The 14,035-nt window shown below is 61.7% G+C and carries 17 protein-coding genes; 9 read left to right on the forward strand and 8 right to left on the reverse strand.

All coding sequences use genetic code 11. The annotated features are described in order from the left end of the window. Window positions 1-24 precede the first annotated feature (24 nt). Together AC56DV_RS13780 and AC56DV_RS13785 are read left to right on the forward strand one after the other, a co-directional pair. Complete coding sequence (locus AC56DV_RS13780; protein WP_496314847.1) at window positions 25-1,224, forward strand: penicillin-binding protein activator; 1,200 nt, start codon at window positions 25-27, stop codon at window positions 1,222-1,224. Window positions 1,225-1,234: 10 nt separating this feature from the next. Beyond that, window positions 1,235-1,591, forward strand: coding sequence for a YraN family protein (locus AC56DV_RS13785; protein WP_496314848.1), 357 nt, complete (start codon window positions 1,235-1,237; stop codon window positions 1,589-1,591). A gap of 2 nt (window positions 1,592-1,593) precedes the next feature. Here AC56DV_RS13785 and AC56DV_RS13790 read toward each other — a convergent pair whose 3' ends face one another. Continuing rightward, the gene (locus AC56DV_RS13790) at window positions 1,594-1,893 is read right to left on the reverse strand and encodes a helix-turn-helix domain-containing transcriptional regulator (protein WP_496314849.1); all 300 of its coding nucleotides are present in this window, start codon (window positions 1,891-1,893) and stop codon (window positions 1,594-1,596) included. Further along, a complete protein-coding gene (locus AC56DV_RS13795; RefSeq protein ID WP_496314850.1) occupies window positions 1,886-2,209 on the reverse strand; it encodes a type II toxin-antitoxin system RelE/ParE family toxin in 324 nt (107 codons plus the stop codon). The genes AC56DV_RS13790 and AC56DV_RS13795 overlap by 8 nt, the downstream gene beginning before the upstream one ends. Before the next feature lie 201 nt (window positions 2,210-2,410). Here AC56DV_RS13795 and AC56DV_RS13800 point away from each other — a divergent pair, with 201 nt between their 5' ends. Genes AC56DV_RS13800 through AC56DV_RS13810 form a run of 3 tightly spaced genes read left to right on the forward strand, consistent with a single transcriptional unit; the run spans window position 2,411 to window position 4,135 of the window. Beyond that, window positions 2,411-3,007, forward strand: a complete 597-nt coding sequence (locus AC56DV_RS13800; RefSeq protein ID WP_057154186.1) for a phosphoheptose isomerase — start codon at window positions 2,411-2,413, stop codon at window positions 3,005-3,007. Continuing rightward, on the forward strand, window positions 3,000-3,623 hold the full coding sequence (locus AC56DV_RS13805; protein ID WP_496314851.1) for a BON domain-containing protein: 624 nt from the start codon (window positions 3,000-3,002) through the stop codon (window positions 3,621-3,623). Before AC56DV_RS13800 ends, AC56DV_RS13805 begins: the two co-directional genes overlap by 8 nt. 2 nt (window positions 3,624-3,625) lie before the next feature. Then, on the forward strand, window positions 3,626-4,135 hold the full coding sequence (locus AC56DV_RS13810; RefSeq protein WP_496314852.1) for a TlpA disulfide reductase family protein: 510 nt from the start codon (window positions 3,626-3,628) through the stop codon (window positions 4,133-4,135). A gap of 29 nt (window positions 4,136-4,164) precedes the next feature. On the opposite strand, the gene AC56DV_RS13815 is transcribed toward AC56DV_RS13810, so the two are convergent. Both AC56DV_RS13815 and AC56DV_RS13820 read right to left on the reverse strand, forming a co-directional pair. Then, complete coding sequence (locus AC56DV_RS13815; protein ID WP_496314853.1) at window positions 4,165-5,472, reverse strand: DUF3034 family protein; 1,308 nt, start codon at window positions 5,470-5,472, stop codon at window positions 4,165-4,167. 17 nt (window positions 5,473-5,489) lie between these two features. Then, on the reverse strand, window positions 5,490-5,912 hold the full coding sequence (locus tag AC56DV_RS13820) for a PaaI family thioesterase (RefSeq protein WP_496314854.1): 423 nt from the start codon (window positions 5,910-5,912) through the stop codon (window positions 5,490-5,492). Between the two features lie 129 nt (window positions 5,913-6,041). Here AC56DV_RS13820 and AC56DV_RS13825 point away from each other — a divergent pair, with 129 nt between their 5' ends. From AC56DV_RS13825 to AC56DV_RS13835, 3 genes are all read left to right on the forward strand, one after another. Further along, complete coding sequence (locus AC56DV_RS13825) at window positions 6,042-7,088, forward strand: 2-dehydropantoate 2-reductase (RefSeq protein WP_496314855.1); 1,047 nt, start codon at window positions 6,042-6,044, stop codon at window positions 7,086-7,088. Window positions 7,089-7,252: 164 nt separating this feature from the next. Next, a complete protein-coding gene (locus AC56DV_RS13830; RefSeq protein WP_496314856.1) occupies window positions 7,253-7,429 on the forward strand; it encodes a hypothetical protein in 177 nt (58 codons plus the stop codon). 74 nt (window positions 7,430-7,503) lie between these two features. Next, window positions 7,504-7,899 carry a glutaredoxin family protein gene (locus AC56DV_RS13835; RefSeq protein ID WP_496314857.1) on the forward strand — a complete coding sequence of 132 codons (396 nt, stop codon included), beginning with the start codon at window positions 7,504-7,506 and terminating at the stop codon, window positions 7,897-7,899. Between the two features lie 24 nt (window positions 7,900-7,923). Here AC56DV_RS13835 and AC56DV_RS13840 read toward each other — a convergent pair whose 3' ends face one another. Beyond that, window positions 7,924-8,589 carry a uracil-DNA glycosylase gene (locus AC56DV_RS13840; RefSeq protein ID WP_496314858.1) on the reverse strand — a complete coding sequence of 222 codons (666 nt, stop codon included), beginning with the start codon at window positions 8,587-8,589 and terminating at the stop codon, window positions 7,924-7,926. Between the two features lie 205 nt (window positions 8,590-8,794). On the opposite strand from AC56DV_RS13840, the gene AC56DV_RS13845 reads away from it, so the two are divergent. Then, entirely contained in the window at window positions 8,795-11,230 is a 2,436-nt protein-coding gene (locus AC56DV_RS13845) for a TOTE conflict system archaeo-eukaryotic primase domain-containing protein (RefSeq protein ID WP_496314859.1), read from the forward strand. Here AC56DV_RS13845 and AC56DV_RS13850 read toward each other — a convergent pair. From AC56DV_RS13850 to lipB, 3 genes are all read right to left on the reverse strand, one after another. Then, window positions 11,172-12,233 carry a hypothetical protein gene (locus tag AC56DV_RS13850; RefSeq protein WP_496314860.1) on the reverse strand — a complete coding sequence of 354 codons (1,062 nt, stop codon included), beginning with the start codon at window positions 12,231-12,233 and terminating at the stop codon, window positions 11,172-11,174. The genes AC56DV_RS13845 and AC56DV_RS13850 overlap by 59 nt on opposite strands. A gap of 84 nt (window positions 12,234-12,317) precedes the next feature. Then, entirely contained in the window at window positions 12,318-13,310 is a 993-nt protein-coding gene (lipA, locus tag AC56DV_RS13855; protein ID WP_496314861.1) for a lipoyl synthase, read from the reverse strand. Window positions 13,311-13,314: 4 nt separating this feature from the next. Then, window positions 13,315-13,998 (reverse strand): lipoyl(octanoyl) transferase LipB, encoded by a 684-nt coding sequence (lipB, locus tag AC56DV_RS13860; RefSeq protein ID WP_496314862.1) that lies wholly within the window; start codon window positions 13,996-13,998, stop codon window positions 13,315-13,317. Between the last annotated feature and the right edge of the window lie 37 nt (window positions 13,999-14,035).

Genomic DNA, 14,035 nt, shown 5'->3' on the forward strand with positions numbered 1-14,035 from the left:
CCTGTGACGTCAATTACAAGTCCGATGCCACAACACGCGCAGGCCGTGCCCGCCGCGCCCCGGGCGGCGCCGGAACGCGCGCCGGAACCCAAGCCCGTGGTGGAAACCTTTGCCGTGGCGATGCCGGGCACGCAAATGGAAACACCCTCGCTGCTGCCGACAGGCGCCAGCATGGACGCGCCCGCTGCCGCCGTAGCCGATGCCGCCCCCGGCTACCGCATCGGCCTGATGCTGCCGCTGCGCTCCGAACCGCTGCGCCTGGCCGCCGAGGCGGTGCGCGACGGCTTCCTGGCCGCCTGGGACCGCGACCGCGCGGGCATCGCCGTCACCGTGATCGAAACCGGCGACGTGGCGCAGGACGTGCTGGCCGCCTACGCCGGCGCGCTGGAACAGCAGGACATGATCGTCGGCCCGCTGGCCCGTTCGGCGGTCACCGCCGTGGCGGCCAGCCCGCTGGTGCTGAAACCCACCATCGCCCTCAACCACCCGGACGGGCGCGGCGAAACCACGCTGCCCCCGCAGATGATGGTGATCGGCCTGTCGATCGAGGACGAGGCGCGCCAGGCCGCCGACTGGGCCGCGCGCGAGCAGCCCGGCGCCATCGCCTACATCCTGTCCAACCAGGCCCAGTACCAGCGCCGCAGCGCCAACGCCTTCGCCGCGCAGTGGCAGCGCCTGGGCCGCTCCGCCAAGACAGCGGAAATGATGGTGCTGAACGGCTACCTGAGCGACGGTGAACTGGTGGCGCTGCGCGCGCGGCTGCAAAGCGAGCCGTCGGCCCTGGTGTTCGCCGCGCTGGATGCGGACCAGACGCGCCAGCTGCGCGTGGCGCTGCAGGCGCCGCCGCTGGGCGAGATTCCCGTCTACGGCACCTCGTCGCTCAATCCCGGCAAGGCCAAGCAGCTGCCCGGCCCCGAGCTGGACGGCGTGCGCCTGCTGGATTTGCCCTGGCAGATACAGCGCGACCACCCGGCGGTGATGGTCTACCCGCAAACGGTGGGCAGGGATGCGGACATGGAACGCCTGTATGCGCTGGGCATCGACGCTTTCCGCATCGCGCATGAAATCGCCCGCAACGCGCAGCGCAAGCAGGGCGCCGACTTCAAGCTGGACGGCGTGACCGGGCAGCTGAAGGTGCGCTTCGGCGACGGCCCGGCCGCCTTCGAGCGGCGCGCGCTGCCGGCCGTCTACAAGAACGGCGTGCCGGCGCCGCTGCAACCCTAGGGCGGGAGCCATGCCCCTCACCACGCGGCAATTGCAGGGCAACGCGGGCGAGGACGAGGCGCTGGCCCACTTGCAGCAACACGGCCTGGTGCTGGTGGAGCGCAATTTCCGCTGCAAGGGCGGCGAAATCGACCTGATCATGCGCGACGGCGGGGCGCTGGTGTTCGTCGAGGTGCGCCAGCGGGCCGGCGGCGGCTTCGGCGGAGCGGTGGCCAGCGTCACGCCCGCCAAGCAGCGCCGCCTGATCCACGCCGCCCAGTTCTACCTGCTGCGCGTGAAACCGCTGCCGCCGTGCCGCTTCGACCTGGTGGCCATCGATGCCGGAAAATTAAGCTGGCTAAGGAATGTAATAGACGCACCTGCATAATGCTAGTCGATGCGTTGAACCGCCAAGCGCAGCCCCATCGTGTTCAAAATCGCACGCAGGGTCTTCAACGAGGGATTGCCCTGCGTGGATAAGGTGCGATACATCGTGTTGGGATTAGCATCCGCCCGGCGCGCCACTTCCTGCACGCCGCCGAAAGCACTGCTCAAGTATCTCAGCGCCATCATCAGATCGACTTCGTCCCCTGTCGCGAGCACGTCGTTGAGATAGTCCGCCGCCAAGCCAGGATCCTTCTGGAACATCTCTATCGTTGCATCATCATGAGAGCGGTGTGTATTAGCCATTTCGATTCTTCCAGTCTCGCAGCATGTCGATAGCCGCTGTGATATCTCGAGTCTGTGCTCGCTTTGTGCCCCCGCAAGTCAGGAGGACGACGGCTTTACCAACAAATGCAAAGTAAACCCTGTAACCCGGGCCGATATCGATACGGAGTTCCTGAATTCCGCCGCGTACAGACTGACGATCACCAGCCAAGCCGGCCGCCAACCGCGCTACGCGACGGATAATTGCTATTTTTGCTTCCCGATCACGTAGCGCATCAAGCCAGTCCTGAAAGTGGTCTTTGCCATGCACATCCACATAGTGAAGGACCGTGTACATATTAGCTTATAAGCGAATAATCGCAAGGCACGTGTGCTGGCCAGAATGGCACAGGAACCCAGACGGCAGCTTGATCTGTGTCTTATCGCAGGGCGATTCCGGCTATCGGATCGCTGCTACGCAGCTTCCTCTGCTTGATATGTAAGCATTTTTAACAGCGCTTGTCCGGTCCGGCGGGCGACTGCACTATAATCCCACACCATGAATACTCAACGCATCCTCTCCCACTTCCACGAAAGTGCCGAAATCAAGATCCAGTCCGCGACCGTGCTGGCGCAGCCGATCGGGCAGGCTATTGAACTGATGTTTTCGGCTTTGTCCAACGGCAACAAGATCTTGGCCTGCGGTAACGGCGGCTCGGCTGCCGACGCGCAGCACTTCGCCGCCGAGCTGGTGGGACGCTTCGAACGCGAGCGCTTCCCGCTGCCGGCCATTTCACTGGCCACCGACACTTCCATCCTGACCGCCGTGGCGAACGACTACAGCTACCGCGAAATCTTCTCGAAACAGGTGCAGGCCTTCGGCCAGGCGGGCGACATCCTGCTGGCCATCTCCACGTCCGGCAATTCGGCCAACGTGATGGCGGCCATCGAGGCGGCGCTGGAACGCGAAATGCGCGTGATCGCCATGACCGGCAAGGGCGGCGGCGCCATCGGCAAAATGCTGACCGACGCCGACGTGCACATCTGCGTGCCGGCCGACCGCACCGCCCGCATCCAGGAAGTGCACCTGGTGACCATACATGCTTTGTGCGACGGCATCGACGTCGCACTATTCGGAGGAGATGTGAATGAGTAAAGCCGGCACCGTAGTCCGCCGCGTGGTATTTGGCGCAGTCCTGCTGTCCTCGCTGTCCGCCTGCGTTCCGCTGGTGGTGGGCGGCGCCGTGGGCGGCACCCTGGCCGCATCCGACCGCCGCACCTTCGGCGCGCAAACCGAGGACAAGGCCATCGCCGTCAAGGTCGAGCTCAAGCTGCCCAACCTGGTGGGCGACGCCGGCCACGTGAACGTGGCCAGCTTCAACCGCCGCGTGCTGCTGACCGGCGAAGTGCGCGACCAGGCCATGAAGGACAACGTGGAACGCGAAGTGCGCGCCGTCGAAGGCGTGCTGTCGGTGACCAACGAACTGGAAATCGCCGGCCCGGCCAGCTACACCTCGCGCTCGAACGACGCCCTCATCACTACCAAGGTGAAAGCCAGCCTGGTGGACATGAAAGACATCTCGGCCAACTCCTTCAAGGTGGTCACCGAGCGCGGCAACGTCTACCTGATGGGCCGCGTGACGCAGCGCGAAGGCACCATCGCGGCCGACGTGGCGCGCGGCGTGAGCGGCGTCTACAAGGTGGTCAAGGTTTTCGAGTATATTAGTGAAGAAGAATGGAAACAGTACCAGCCTAAACCTGCCGCCAACTAATCATGTCCTCCTCCACCGCCTGGATCAAACCCGCCCTGGCCGCCGCTGTTATCGCCGGCCTGGGAGTGACTGCTTACTTCTCGCTGAACCAACACAGCAGCGCGCCGGACGTGACCTTCCTGGGCATCAAGGGCGAGCAGATCACGCCGGCCAGCCTGCGCGGCAAGGTGGTGATGGTGAACTTCTGGGCCACGTCCTGCGTCACCTGCGTGAAGGAAATGCCGCAGATGGTGGACACGTACAACAAGTACAAGGACAAGGGCCTGGAGTTCGTGGCGGTGGCGATGAAGGAAGATCCGCCCAATTACGTGCTGAACTTCGCGGAAACGCGGCAGTTGCCGTTCAAGGTGGCGCTGGACGTGAAGGGCGACGCGGCCAAGGCCTACGGCAACGTGGCCATGACGCCCACCACCTTCGTCATCGACAAGGAAGGCCGCATCATCAAGCGCTACGTGGGCGAGCCGGAATTCCCGGCGCTGCACAAGCTGCTTGAGAAAGCGCTGCAGGGATAAAAAAAGGACGCCGCGGCGTCCTTTTCGTTTTAGAAGCCGGCTTGCACCGACAAGTACCAGCCCTTCTGCTTCTTCTTGTTGAACACGGTGATCTCGCCCAGGTTGGCGTAGGCCGCCGTGACCGACACATTGCGGGTAGGGAACCAGGCCACGAAGGCGTCCCAGTACGCTTTTTCCGGATCCACGCCCAGGTTGTGCGGCTTGTGGCGGTATTCGGCGCCCAGCGCCAGCTTGCGGTTGAGCAGGTAGGCCACCGACGCTTCCGGCATCAGCCGCGCGTGGTCGCCCTGGTCGCCGCCGAAGCCGAGGATGCCCATCTGGTTGGCCTTGGTGGCGCGCAGAGTAGCATTGGCCAGCAGGCTCTGCTCGAACAGCACCTTGGTGGCCGCCACGTAGTAATCGTAGCCGCTGTCGTCCCTGGCGCCCAACTGGGTCACATTGGTGACGCCCAGCGCGCCCAGGCCGCCGACACCCTTGTTCTTCTTGTACATGATGCCGGCCGCCACCTGCGGCAGCCACGAGTCCTGCTCGTAGACGGCGTCGCCCATCAGGCGCACCTTCAGCCCGACGATGTCCTGCCGGATGCGCAGCGCGTTCAGCGGCGCCAGGCCGCCCTTGAAGTCCTGGCGCGCCAGCGACAACTCCAGCCGGTCGCCCACGCCAAGCGCCACGCCGTAAGTTCCCAGCGAATAGTCCTGCGTTTTCACGTGCGTGTAGTGGGCGTTGGCGCCCCAGCTGTCGCGCGAGCCATAGCCGGTGATCAGCGCCCACGGGGTGAGGCCGCCGCCGCCCGCTCCTTCCAGCTGGCTCACGCCGCCGGTGGCCAGGAATTTGCCCATGTCCGGTTTGCCTTGCACGCCGGGCGAGAAGGTCACGATGTCGCGCTGCATGGGCGCCAGCTTGGCGATCAGCTTGTTCGACACGCCGGTGGGCACGCCGTGCCGCTCCATGGCGATCTGCAGGTCCTCGGCCAGCGCGTTGAACTGGGCGTTGGTGATCTTCAGGTCGATGTGGACCGACTTCATGTCGCGCACCGTGCCCACGCCGTCCATGGTCTTGTCGCGGTATTTGCCGGTGTACCGGCACGGGCCGCCCGCGAATTCGCAGAACTGCTCCTGCAGGCGCAGGTTCAGCTGCGGGATATCGAAGTCGTCGAACGATTCCTTGATGCGGGGGTCGGCCAGCACCAGCGCGACGAAGGTATCGGTGATGTTCTTGATGCCTTCCTTGCCGCCCAGCCCCCGGTAGGTGGAATCGTCGGTGTACGGGGTCTGCGCGCAGGCGAGCGAGGACGCCAGCAGCAGGCCGAGCGTCGCAACGCGGGCGGCTTGGATCATAGGCGGTCCTTGGCGCTTTACTTCGGATACAAAATCATCTGCGTGCAGCGGAACATGGCGATGGTTTTGCCGGTGTCCTTGTGCACCACGGTGGCGTCCCAGACCTGGGTGGTGCGGCCCATGTGGGCGACCTTGGCGGTGACGGCGACCACGCCTTCGCGCGCGGTGCCGAGATGGTTGGACTTCAGTTCCAGCGTGGTGAAATTCACCGCGCCTTCGGGCAGGCTGGCGATGCAGCCGTAGCCGCAGGCGGTGTCGGCCAGGGTGACCACGGTGCCCGCGTGCAGGTAGCCGTTCGGCGCCAGGTGGTGGGGCGCCACGGTCAGCTCGGCGCTGGCTTCGCCCGGGGCGATGGCCGTGAAGTGGATACCCATGTGCCCGGGCAGTTTGCCCTGGCTGCGTTCGTTGAACTGTTCGATGCTAAATTTTGGAGCGTCCATGCGGTCTTCCATTCGTCTTTGTCATAGGCGAATCATAGAGAAACCCGGCAGGATTGTCGCTATTTTTACGGTCTCGCGCGCGGATTGTGTTCATATTGATGCCTGGCTCACCACAGGATTTGCGTAACTATGAATAATCCCATTCCGGTCCGCCCCGGCGCGGTGGCGGTCTTCGGCGCCGGTTCGATCGGCGCCTATGTCGGCGGCGCGCTGCTGGGCGCCGGAGCGGACGTGACCTTGCTGGGCCGGGCGCGCATGCGCCAGCGCATCGCCGGGCATGGTCTGCACCTGACCGACCTGCATGGCCGCGAACTGCTGCTGGACGGCGCGCGCGTTCCTTATGCCGAGGCGGCGGAACAGGCCGCCGTGCTGGCCGACGCCGCGCTGATCCTGGTGACGGTGAAAAGCGCGGACACGGCGGCGGCCGCCGAAGCCATCCGCGCGCATGCCCATCCGTCGGCGCTGGTGCTCAGCCTGCAGAACGGCGTCGGCAATGCGGACACGCTGCGCCGCATCCTGCCCGGCTGGACGGTGCTGGGCGGCATGGTGCCGTTCAACGTGGTGCAGATGCCCGACGGCCGCCTGCACCGGGGCACGGCCGGGGAGCTGATGGCGGAAGCGTCGCCCGCGCTGCAGCCATGGCTGGCCGCGTTCGCGGCGGCGCACCTGCCGGTCACCGGATGCGCGGATTTCGCGTCCATCCAGTGGGGCAAGCTGCTCATCAACCTGAACAACTCCGTGAACGCGCTGTCCGGCGTGCCGCTGGTGCAGCAGCTGCGCCAGCGCGGCTACCGGCGCTCGCTGGCGCTGATGGTGGACGAGGGCCGCGCCGTGCTGGCCAGGGCGGGCATCGTGCCGGCCAAGGTGGTCAGCGTCGGCCCGCGCGCCTTCTCGCTGATCCTGCGGCTGCCGGACGCGCTGTTCGCGCGGGTGGCGGCGTCCATGCTGAAGATAGACCCGGAAGCGCGTTCATCGATGTGGGAAGACTTGCAGGCGGGCCGCAAGACCGAAGTGCACTACCTGAACGGCGCCATCACCGCGCTGGCCGCCACGCTGAACACGGACGCGCCCGTCAACCGCCGCATGACCGAGCTGGTCACTGCCGCGGAGCAGGGCCGCCAAGGTGCGCTGGGCGCGGACGCGATGTACCGCATCCTGGCGGCTGCGCGCGGCTAGCCGGATTTATTAAATAGCCATTTAATAGCTATGATATTTTTCTTTTAATATTAATGTTGGTGGTATTATTGCCTCGGCTATTGGTCGGCACAACCTTCAAATAGTTCGATATCCGGCTTTTTCACTTTAACTACAATATTGAAAGTGATTTTAAGATGACTGGCTTGAAAAAAATAATATTCGCCGCCTGCCTGGGCCTCGGTCTGGGCGCTTCGTTTTCGGCCTTCGCCATCCCCGACTACGACACCTGCGTAGAAATGCGCGATGCGTGCCTGGATGGCGACAGCAACGCCTGCACCACGTTCAGCCGCGTGTGCCGCATCTACAACATCCCGCTGTAAATCCCTGGCACGGCGGGGCTGCCGCTACCGCATTCCCCGCCGCGCACGCCGCAACCATTCACACCGCATAGACGATGAAGCGTATCTTCAGTTCCACATTCTTTTACGCAGCTATTATCGTTTCGGGTATCGGCATAGGGTACGCACTGCCGCGCATACCCGGATGGCTGAAGCCGGGCCACGTGGCCGGCAATTACAGTGCATATTATCCGGATGAAAAAACCAGGGTGGTCCTGTATAGCACCAGCTGGTGCGGATACTGCGCGAAAACGCGCGCGTATTTCGCGGACAATAATATCCGGTACGACGAGCAGGACATCGAGAAATCGCCGGCGGCCGCGAGGCAATTCGCCGAACTGGGCGGCGGCGGCGTGCCCATGGTGCTGATCGGCGACAGAAAAATCCGGGGCTACACGCCCGCCGAATTCGACGCCGCATTGAAAAAAGTCCCGGCCGCCCGCCTCGATTGAGGCGAATGGCATTGGCAGACCAGTTCAGACCCAGCTGACCGGCGTTTTGCCCTTGGCGGCCAGGTAGCCGTTGGCGCGCGTGAAGGGCTTGCTGCCGAAGAAGCCACGGTAGGCCGATAGCGGTGATGGATGGGGCGAGGTGATGATGTGGTGCTTGCTGCTGTCGATCAGGGCCTTCTTGGCGATGGCGTAGCTGCCCCACAGGATGAACACCAGGTTTTCGCGCTGCTGCGACAGGCGGCGGATGGCGCTGTCGGTAAACTGCTCCCAGCCCTTGCCCGCGTGCGAGCCGGCCGCGTGGGCGCGCACCGTCAGCACGCTGTTGAGCAGGAACACGCCTTGCTCCGCCCAGTCCGACAGGTCGGTGCGGCTGCGCGCCACGCCCACGTCCTCGCCCAGCTCCTTGAAGATGTTCTGCAGGCTGGGCTGCGGACGGTTGCCATCCGGCACGGAGAAGCAGAAGCCCTGGGCCGCGCCCGGCGTGTGGTAAGGGTCCTGGCCCAGGATGACCACCTTGACGTCGTCGAACGGCGTCAGGTCGAAGGCGCGGAAGATGTCGCGGCCCGGTGGGCAGCAGTGGCCCGCCGCGTACTCTGCCTTCACGAAAGCGCTCAGCGAGGACCAGTACGGCTGCTCGAACTGGTCCTGCAGCTGCAGCTTCCAGGACGGCTCGATGCGCACCTCCGCCATGCTTACACGGCTTCCTGTGAACAGTCAGTAGTTGGTGAGACAACTTGGTCATTTTGGCGTATATTTGTCCAGAAGTTGTTGAGACAACAATCAGAAGTTGGTGAGACAATTTCCTTGATGTTGTGCCAGCACCTGAGAGCGCCCCCAGTCGACCTTAATTGTTAGACGGGACGTGCCATGTTCATCGTCGCAAAACTAGCCTCGCATGTCAAAGACCGATGCGGAAATCGCCCAGCTACGCGCTGAAAATGCGGCACTAAAAGCGCTGCTGGCCAGGCATGGCATTACGGTGCCGCCAGCAATGGTGGCCGCCGCGCCAGTCATCCCATATGATGCCAGCCCACTATCGCCCGAGGCTAAGGTTAAGCTCTTCCGCCGGCTCTTTCGTGGGCGAGAGGACATCTACCCGGTCCGCTGGATAAGCAAGACGACGGAAAAACCTGGATACTCACCCGTCTGCGCGAATGAATGGCGTCGCGGCGTTTGTGAAAAGCCAAGAATAAAATGCAGCGAGTGCAGCCATAGCTTGTTTGCGCCGGTCACCGACTACGTCGTTTTCCGGCATCTCAGGGGTGAGATCACCGCCGGTGTCTACCCGCTTCTGCCCGATAACCGCTGCTACTTTCTTGCTATCGATTTCGACGACGCAGATTGGCGTGAGGACGCGCGCGCGGTACTGAAAACCTGCGTTGAAAACGATCTCCCTGCAGCATTGGAAATTTCACGCTCCGGCTCCGGCGCGCATCTTTGGCTTTTCTTTGCGAACGCGACCCCAGCAAGGGATGTGCGGCGGCTTGGGGCCGCGCTAATTAGCGCGACCTGCGCACGCACCCGGCAGTTGACTCTAAAATCTTACGACCGTCTCTTCCCAAACCAGGACACCATGCCGAAAGGCGGATTTGGCAACCTGATAGCCTTACCGCTACAACGGGAGCCTCGCGATCTCGGACGCAGCGTCTTCGTCGACGCGGACTTGCAGCAACTCCCGGACCAATGGGCATTTCTAGAAAACATTAAGCCCCTCCCGCAAAGCCGCATCGAAACGGCATTGACCAAGCTCGTTGGCGACCGCCACCCGCTGGACATCGCCTACGCCGAGGTGCCAGAAGAGAATGCCGATGCGCCGTGGGTCCGCCCTGCCAAGCCTGATGTCAAACTCAGTGGCATCATGCCGAAAGCCATCAAGGCGACAATTGCCGCGCAATTATTCATTGAAAAAGCTGGCCTGCCGCAATCGCTGATGAACCGGCTGATCCGCATTGCGGCGTTTCAAAATCCCGATTTCTACAAGCTTCAGGCAACGCTTAGGTCCACTTGGAATACGCCTCGAATTATCAGTCGCGCCGAAAACCATGAAAAATTCGTGTCATTGCCGCGAGGCTGTCTGAGCGATATTGAGGCTCTGCTCGCCGTCAACAAGATCGAACTCCGTCTGAGCGATGCACGCTCGATGGGAAAGGCAATGGACGCAACGTTCCAAGGCGTGCTTCGTCCGGATCAACAGGAAGCTCTCGATGCCGTCGTAAAACATGATTTCGGCATGTTGATTGCGCCGACCGCATTTGGAAAGACGGTCACCGCAGCGGCCATTATCGCCAAAAGAAAGGTGAGTACCTTGGTCATTGTCCACCGCGCCGACTTGATGCGGCAATGGCAGGAGCGACTTGGAAGTTTCATCCGATTGGATGACCAAAAAATTGGCCTTATCGGCGCAGGCAAGAAGAAACCGACAGGGCTACTCGACATCGCGGTCATTCAAAGCCTTGCGCGCCGCGAGGACCTTCCTGAGCTTTTCAGCCAATACGGGCAGGTGATCATCGATGAGGCACACCACTTAGCCGCAGAAACATTCGAAGCCGTCTTGAAGCAAGCTAGCTCACACTATGTTCTCGGGCTCAGTGCCACGCCTGTTCGCAGCAATGGCCACCACCCGATCATCTTCATGCAATCCGGTCCTGTCAGGCATATCGCCAAGAGTCCAGCACATGTTCCGGATCAACTCATGGTCCGGGTCCGGCACCTTCGAACACCATCGATTTCACCGCACGCCAGCATTCAGGAAGTCATCCGACTTCTGGCCGAGGACAACGATCGAAACGCACGCATCGTCGCCGACGCGATCAGTGCGTTGAGAAACGGAAGGAAGGTATTGTTACTGACCAAACGAACCGAACACCTCGACCTACTGCATGCTCATTTTGCGAATGTCGAATATCCATGCTTCATGCTACATGGGCGCATGAAATCCAAAGAGCGCCAAGCGATCATCAAGGCCCTGGCGGAATTGCCGGAAAACGCTCCTCACATATTACTCGCCAGTGCACAACTGGTCGGCGAAGGCTTCGACCATGCGCCATTGGATACCTTGATCTTGACGTTGCCAATCTCGTGGGCGGGAACACTGCAGCAGTATGCCGGCCGTTTACATCGCGACCATGCGAACAAAACCGACATCCTGATTTACGACTACGTAGAGTTGGATCATCCACAGCTCTACAGGATGTGGGAAAAGCGACAACGAGGTTACCGAGCGATGGGCTATCAAGTTGATTCAGATCAACAACAATTTCGCCTGGGGCTGCCTATGATAGGGGTACCAACTCATCAAGCTCCTCCAACGATTTCATTGACGCAGCTGTGATCCAAATGACAACAAGGTATACCGTATGGCTTTGGCGCGGAGAAGCCATGCCGGTCGCGCGAGCAAACCCATTTTGCACTTTGTAGCGCAACGACCGGAAGGGGAAGGGGTGAGAACAAGAACGAAGGCTATAGACGAGAAACGTCGCTTCCGCCTGGTCACCCAAGCTCAACCATTTTCCGGCGACCGCCAGGGTGGTCTTGCCTTCGAACGGAAAGAATCCCTGTGGATAGATACTCTGCCGGGCAACCGATGCCTTCAATGCTGACGTGCCAACATGCATCGCGGCCCGCCAGGCGACAGGGTCCAAATGCATCCTCCCAATATCCGCCGCTGAAGCACCCGATATTTTTTCTGCTAAACCGAGGACGAGGCGCTTCGTGCTTGGGTCGAACTGGGAATCGCCATATAGCGTTTTACGCTGCAATGGAGGCAGGAACAGCTTGGTGATCAACCCACTTGACGACCCAAAATAGAATCGGATCAGCTCGATGCACGGAATAAGAAGCTGGCGGCCGCCTGGCAGCTCCACCATCACGCAATAGGAATGTGTGCAATTCAAATGCCATGGGTGTTCCGACAGCGGCAGCAGGAAGCCTTTGTCGTCCAAGTTCAATCCGGCCTTAACCAGATGAACGGTGCTGTCGTCAATCTGCAGGTCGATGAAGCGTTCGAGTTGGTAATCGGGACTCGCTTCTAATTTGCCGTCGCGCCAGACGTCGCCGATGCGTAGCAGTGGCAGCGTACCGGCCGAGACCCATACCTTCCGTTGGAAGCGGGCTGGCGTTGTCGAATCAGGGGAGAGTAGGACGGAAGGATCCTGACGAAAACTGTCGTTGAGGATCTTGGATAAATGAACAAGTAGCGAGGGCTGTGTCCGGCGAAATAGACGGTTCGGGAAAGCCAGATCGCCGAACCAATCTATACGCCAAGAATTTTCGCCTTTGGCAAGAGCTGCAATATTAGGCAACTCTTTGTTTATGAAAGACTTTTTATGATTCAATACCGTGCAACCACCATAAATTGTCTCATCAGCTTCTGAAATTGTCTCACCAACTTCTGGATTGTCTCACCAACTACTGATTACTCACACTTCCAGTACGTTGTGCGCCTGCTCGTCGGCGTGGTACGAGGAACGCACCATGGCGCCCACGGCGGCGTGCTTGAAGCCCATCTTGTAAGCCTCTTCCTCGAACATCTTGAACACGTCCGGGTGCACGTAGCGGCGCACCGGCAAGTGGCTGTTGGACGGCGCCAGGTACTGGCCGATGGTCAGCATGTCGATGTCGTGCTCGCGCATGTCGCGCATCACCTGCAGGATTTCCTCGTCGGTCTCGCCCAGGCCCACCATGATGCCGGACTTGGTCTTCACGCCCGGGTACATGGCCTTGAAGTCCTTGAGCAGCTTCAGCGAGTGCATATAGTCCGAGCCCGGACGCGCTTCCTTGTACAGGCGCGGCACGGTTTCCAGGTTGTGGTTCATCACGTCCGGCAGGCCGTTGGCGAAGATGTCCAGCGCCTTTTGCAGGCGGCCGCGGAAGTCCGGCACCAGCACTTCGATCTGGGTCTTCGGCGACAGTTCCTTGGTCTTGGTGATGCACTCGACGAAGTGCTGGGCGCCGCCGTCACGCAGGTCGTCGCGGTCCACCGAGGTGATCACCACGTAGCTCAGGCGCAGCTTGGCGATGGTGTTGGCCAGGTTTTGCGGCTCGGCGGTGTCGAGCGGGTCCGGGCGGCCGTGGCCGACGTCGCAGAACGGGCAGCGGCGGGTGCACTTGTCGCCCATGATCATGAAGGTGGCCGTACCCTTGCCGAAGCATTCGCCGATGTTCGGGCAGCTCGCCTCTTCGCACACGGTAACCAGCTTGTTCTCGCGCAGGATGTCCTTGATTTCGTAGAAGCGGGTCGATGCCGAGGCGGCCTTGACGCGGATCCAGTCCGGCTTTTTCAGGCGCTCGATCTGCTCGATGGGCGTGATCTTGATCGGAATGCGCGAGGTCTTGCTGGCGCCTTTTTGCTTTTCGCTTGCGTTGTAAGCTGGGGCGGCGGGGGCGGTGCTGGAAGGGGTCTCGGTGGTCATAGGCTTAAATTGATACAGTAGTTTCTTCGGCGGGGACGGCTGCTTCCAGCAGCCGCACCAGTTCGTTGGCCAGCGCCAGCTGCACGTCGGCAAGCGGCGCTTCAACCCCCATGGATCGCATGTCGATGGTTTCCAGTCCAGAATAGCCGCAAGGGTTAATCCAGGTGAACGGGGCCAGGTCCATTCCCACATTCAGCGACACCCCATGGTAGGTGCAGCCGTTGCCGCGCACTTTCAGGCCGAGCGCGGCGATCTTGGCGCCTTTTTTCGGGCCGCCGGCGATATAGATGCCGGGCGCGCCCTCGACGCGTTCACCGCCGAGATTATACGCCTGCAACACATTGATGATGGCTTGCTCGATTTTATGGACGAACTGGCGGGCGTACAGCTTGCCGCCCGGCTTGTTGCGGCGCAGGTCCATCATCAGGTAGATCACCACCTGGCCGGGGCCGTGGTAGGTGACTTCGCCGCCCCGGTCGGTCTGCACCACCGGGATGGCGGACGCGCCGGCCAGCAGATGGCCGCGGTCGGCCCCCAGGCCCAGCGTGAAGACGGGCGGGTGCTCGACGATCCACAGTTCGTCGGGGGTATCGGGCGTGCGCGCGTCGGTGAACGCGCGCATGGCGGCGAAGGTGGGTTCGTACTCGGCCTGGCCGAGGTGGCGGATGATTGCCGGGGCGTTAGACATCCCGCCATTATAAGTCAGTGATGAAATACTTTCTTGC

The sequence above is a fragment of the Massilia sp. BGA-UO-ETr-WB1 genome, assembly GCF_059567845.1.

Coding starts and splice junctions, on each gene's coding strand:
- AC56DV_RS13825 (WP_496314855.1), top strand. CDS start 6,042: ATGAATAATCCCATTCCGGTCCGCCCCGGCGCGGTGGCGGTCTTCGGC.
- AC56DV_RS13835 (WP_496314857.1), top strand. CDS start 7,504: ATGAAGCGTATCTTCAGTTCCACATTCTTTTACGCAGCTATTATCGTT.
- AC56DV_RS13810 (WP_496314852.1), top strand. CDS start 3,626: ATGTCCTCCTCCACCGCCTGGATCAAACCCGCCCTGGCCGCCGCTGTT.
- AC56DV_RS13845 (WP_496314859.1), top strand. CDS start 8,795: ATGTCAAAGACCGATGCGGAAATCGCCCAGCTACGCGCTGAAAATGCG.
- AC56DV_RS13790 (WP_496314849.1), bottom strand. CDS start 1,893: ATGGCTAATACACACCGCTCTCATGATGATGCAACGATAGAGATGTTC.
- AC56DV_RS13805 (WP_496314851.1), top strand. CDS start 3,000: ATGAGTAAAGCCGGCACCGTAGTCCGCCGCGTGGTATTTGGCGCAGTC.
- AC56DV_RS13800 (WP_057154186.1), top strand. CDS start 2,411: ATGAATACTCAACGCATCCTCTCCCACTTCCACGAAAGTGCCGAAATC.
- AC56DV_RS13840 (WP_496314858.1), bottom strand. CDS start 8,589: ATGGCGGAGGTGCGCATCGAGCCGTCCTGGAAGCTGCAGCTGCAGGAC.
- AC56DV_RS13780 (WP_496314847.1), top strand. CDS start 25: ATGCCACAACACGCGCAGGCCGTGCCCGCCGCGCCCCGGGCGGCGCCG.
- lipB (WP_496314862.1), bottom strand. CDS start 13,998: ATGTCTAACGCCCCGGCAATCATCCGCCACCTCGGCCAGGCCGAGTAC.
- AC56DV_RS13815 (WP_496314853.1), bottom strand. CDS start 5,472: ATGATCCAAGCCGCCCGCGTTGCGACGCTCGGCCTGCTGCTGGCGTCC.
- AC56DV_RS13820 (WP_496314854.1), bottom strand. CDS start 5,912: ATGGACGCTCCAAAATTTAGCATCGAACAGTTCAACGAACGCAGCCAG.
- AC56DV_RS13785 (WP_496314848.1), top strand. CDS start 1,235: ATGCCCCTCACCACGCGGCAATTGCAGGGCAACGCGGGCGAGGACGAG.
- AC56DV_RS13795 (WP_496314850.1), bottom strand. CDS start 2,209: ATGTACACGGTCCTTCACTATGTGGATGTGCATGGCAAAGACCACTTT.
- lipA (WP_496314861.1), bottom strand. CDS start 13,310: ATGACCACCGAGACCCCTTCCAGCACCGCCCCCGCCGCCCCAGCTTAC.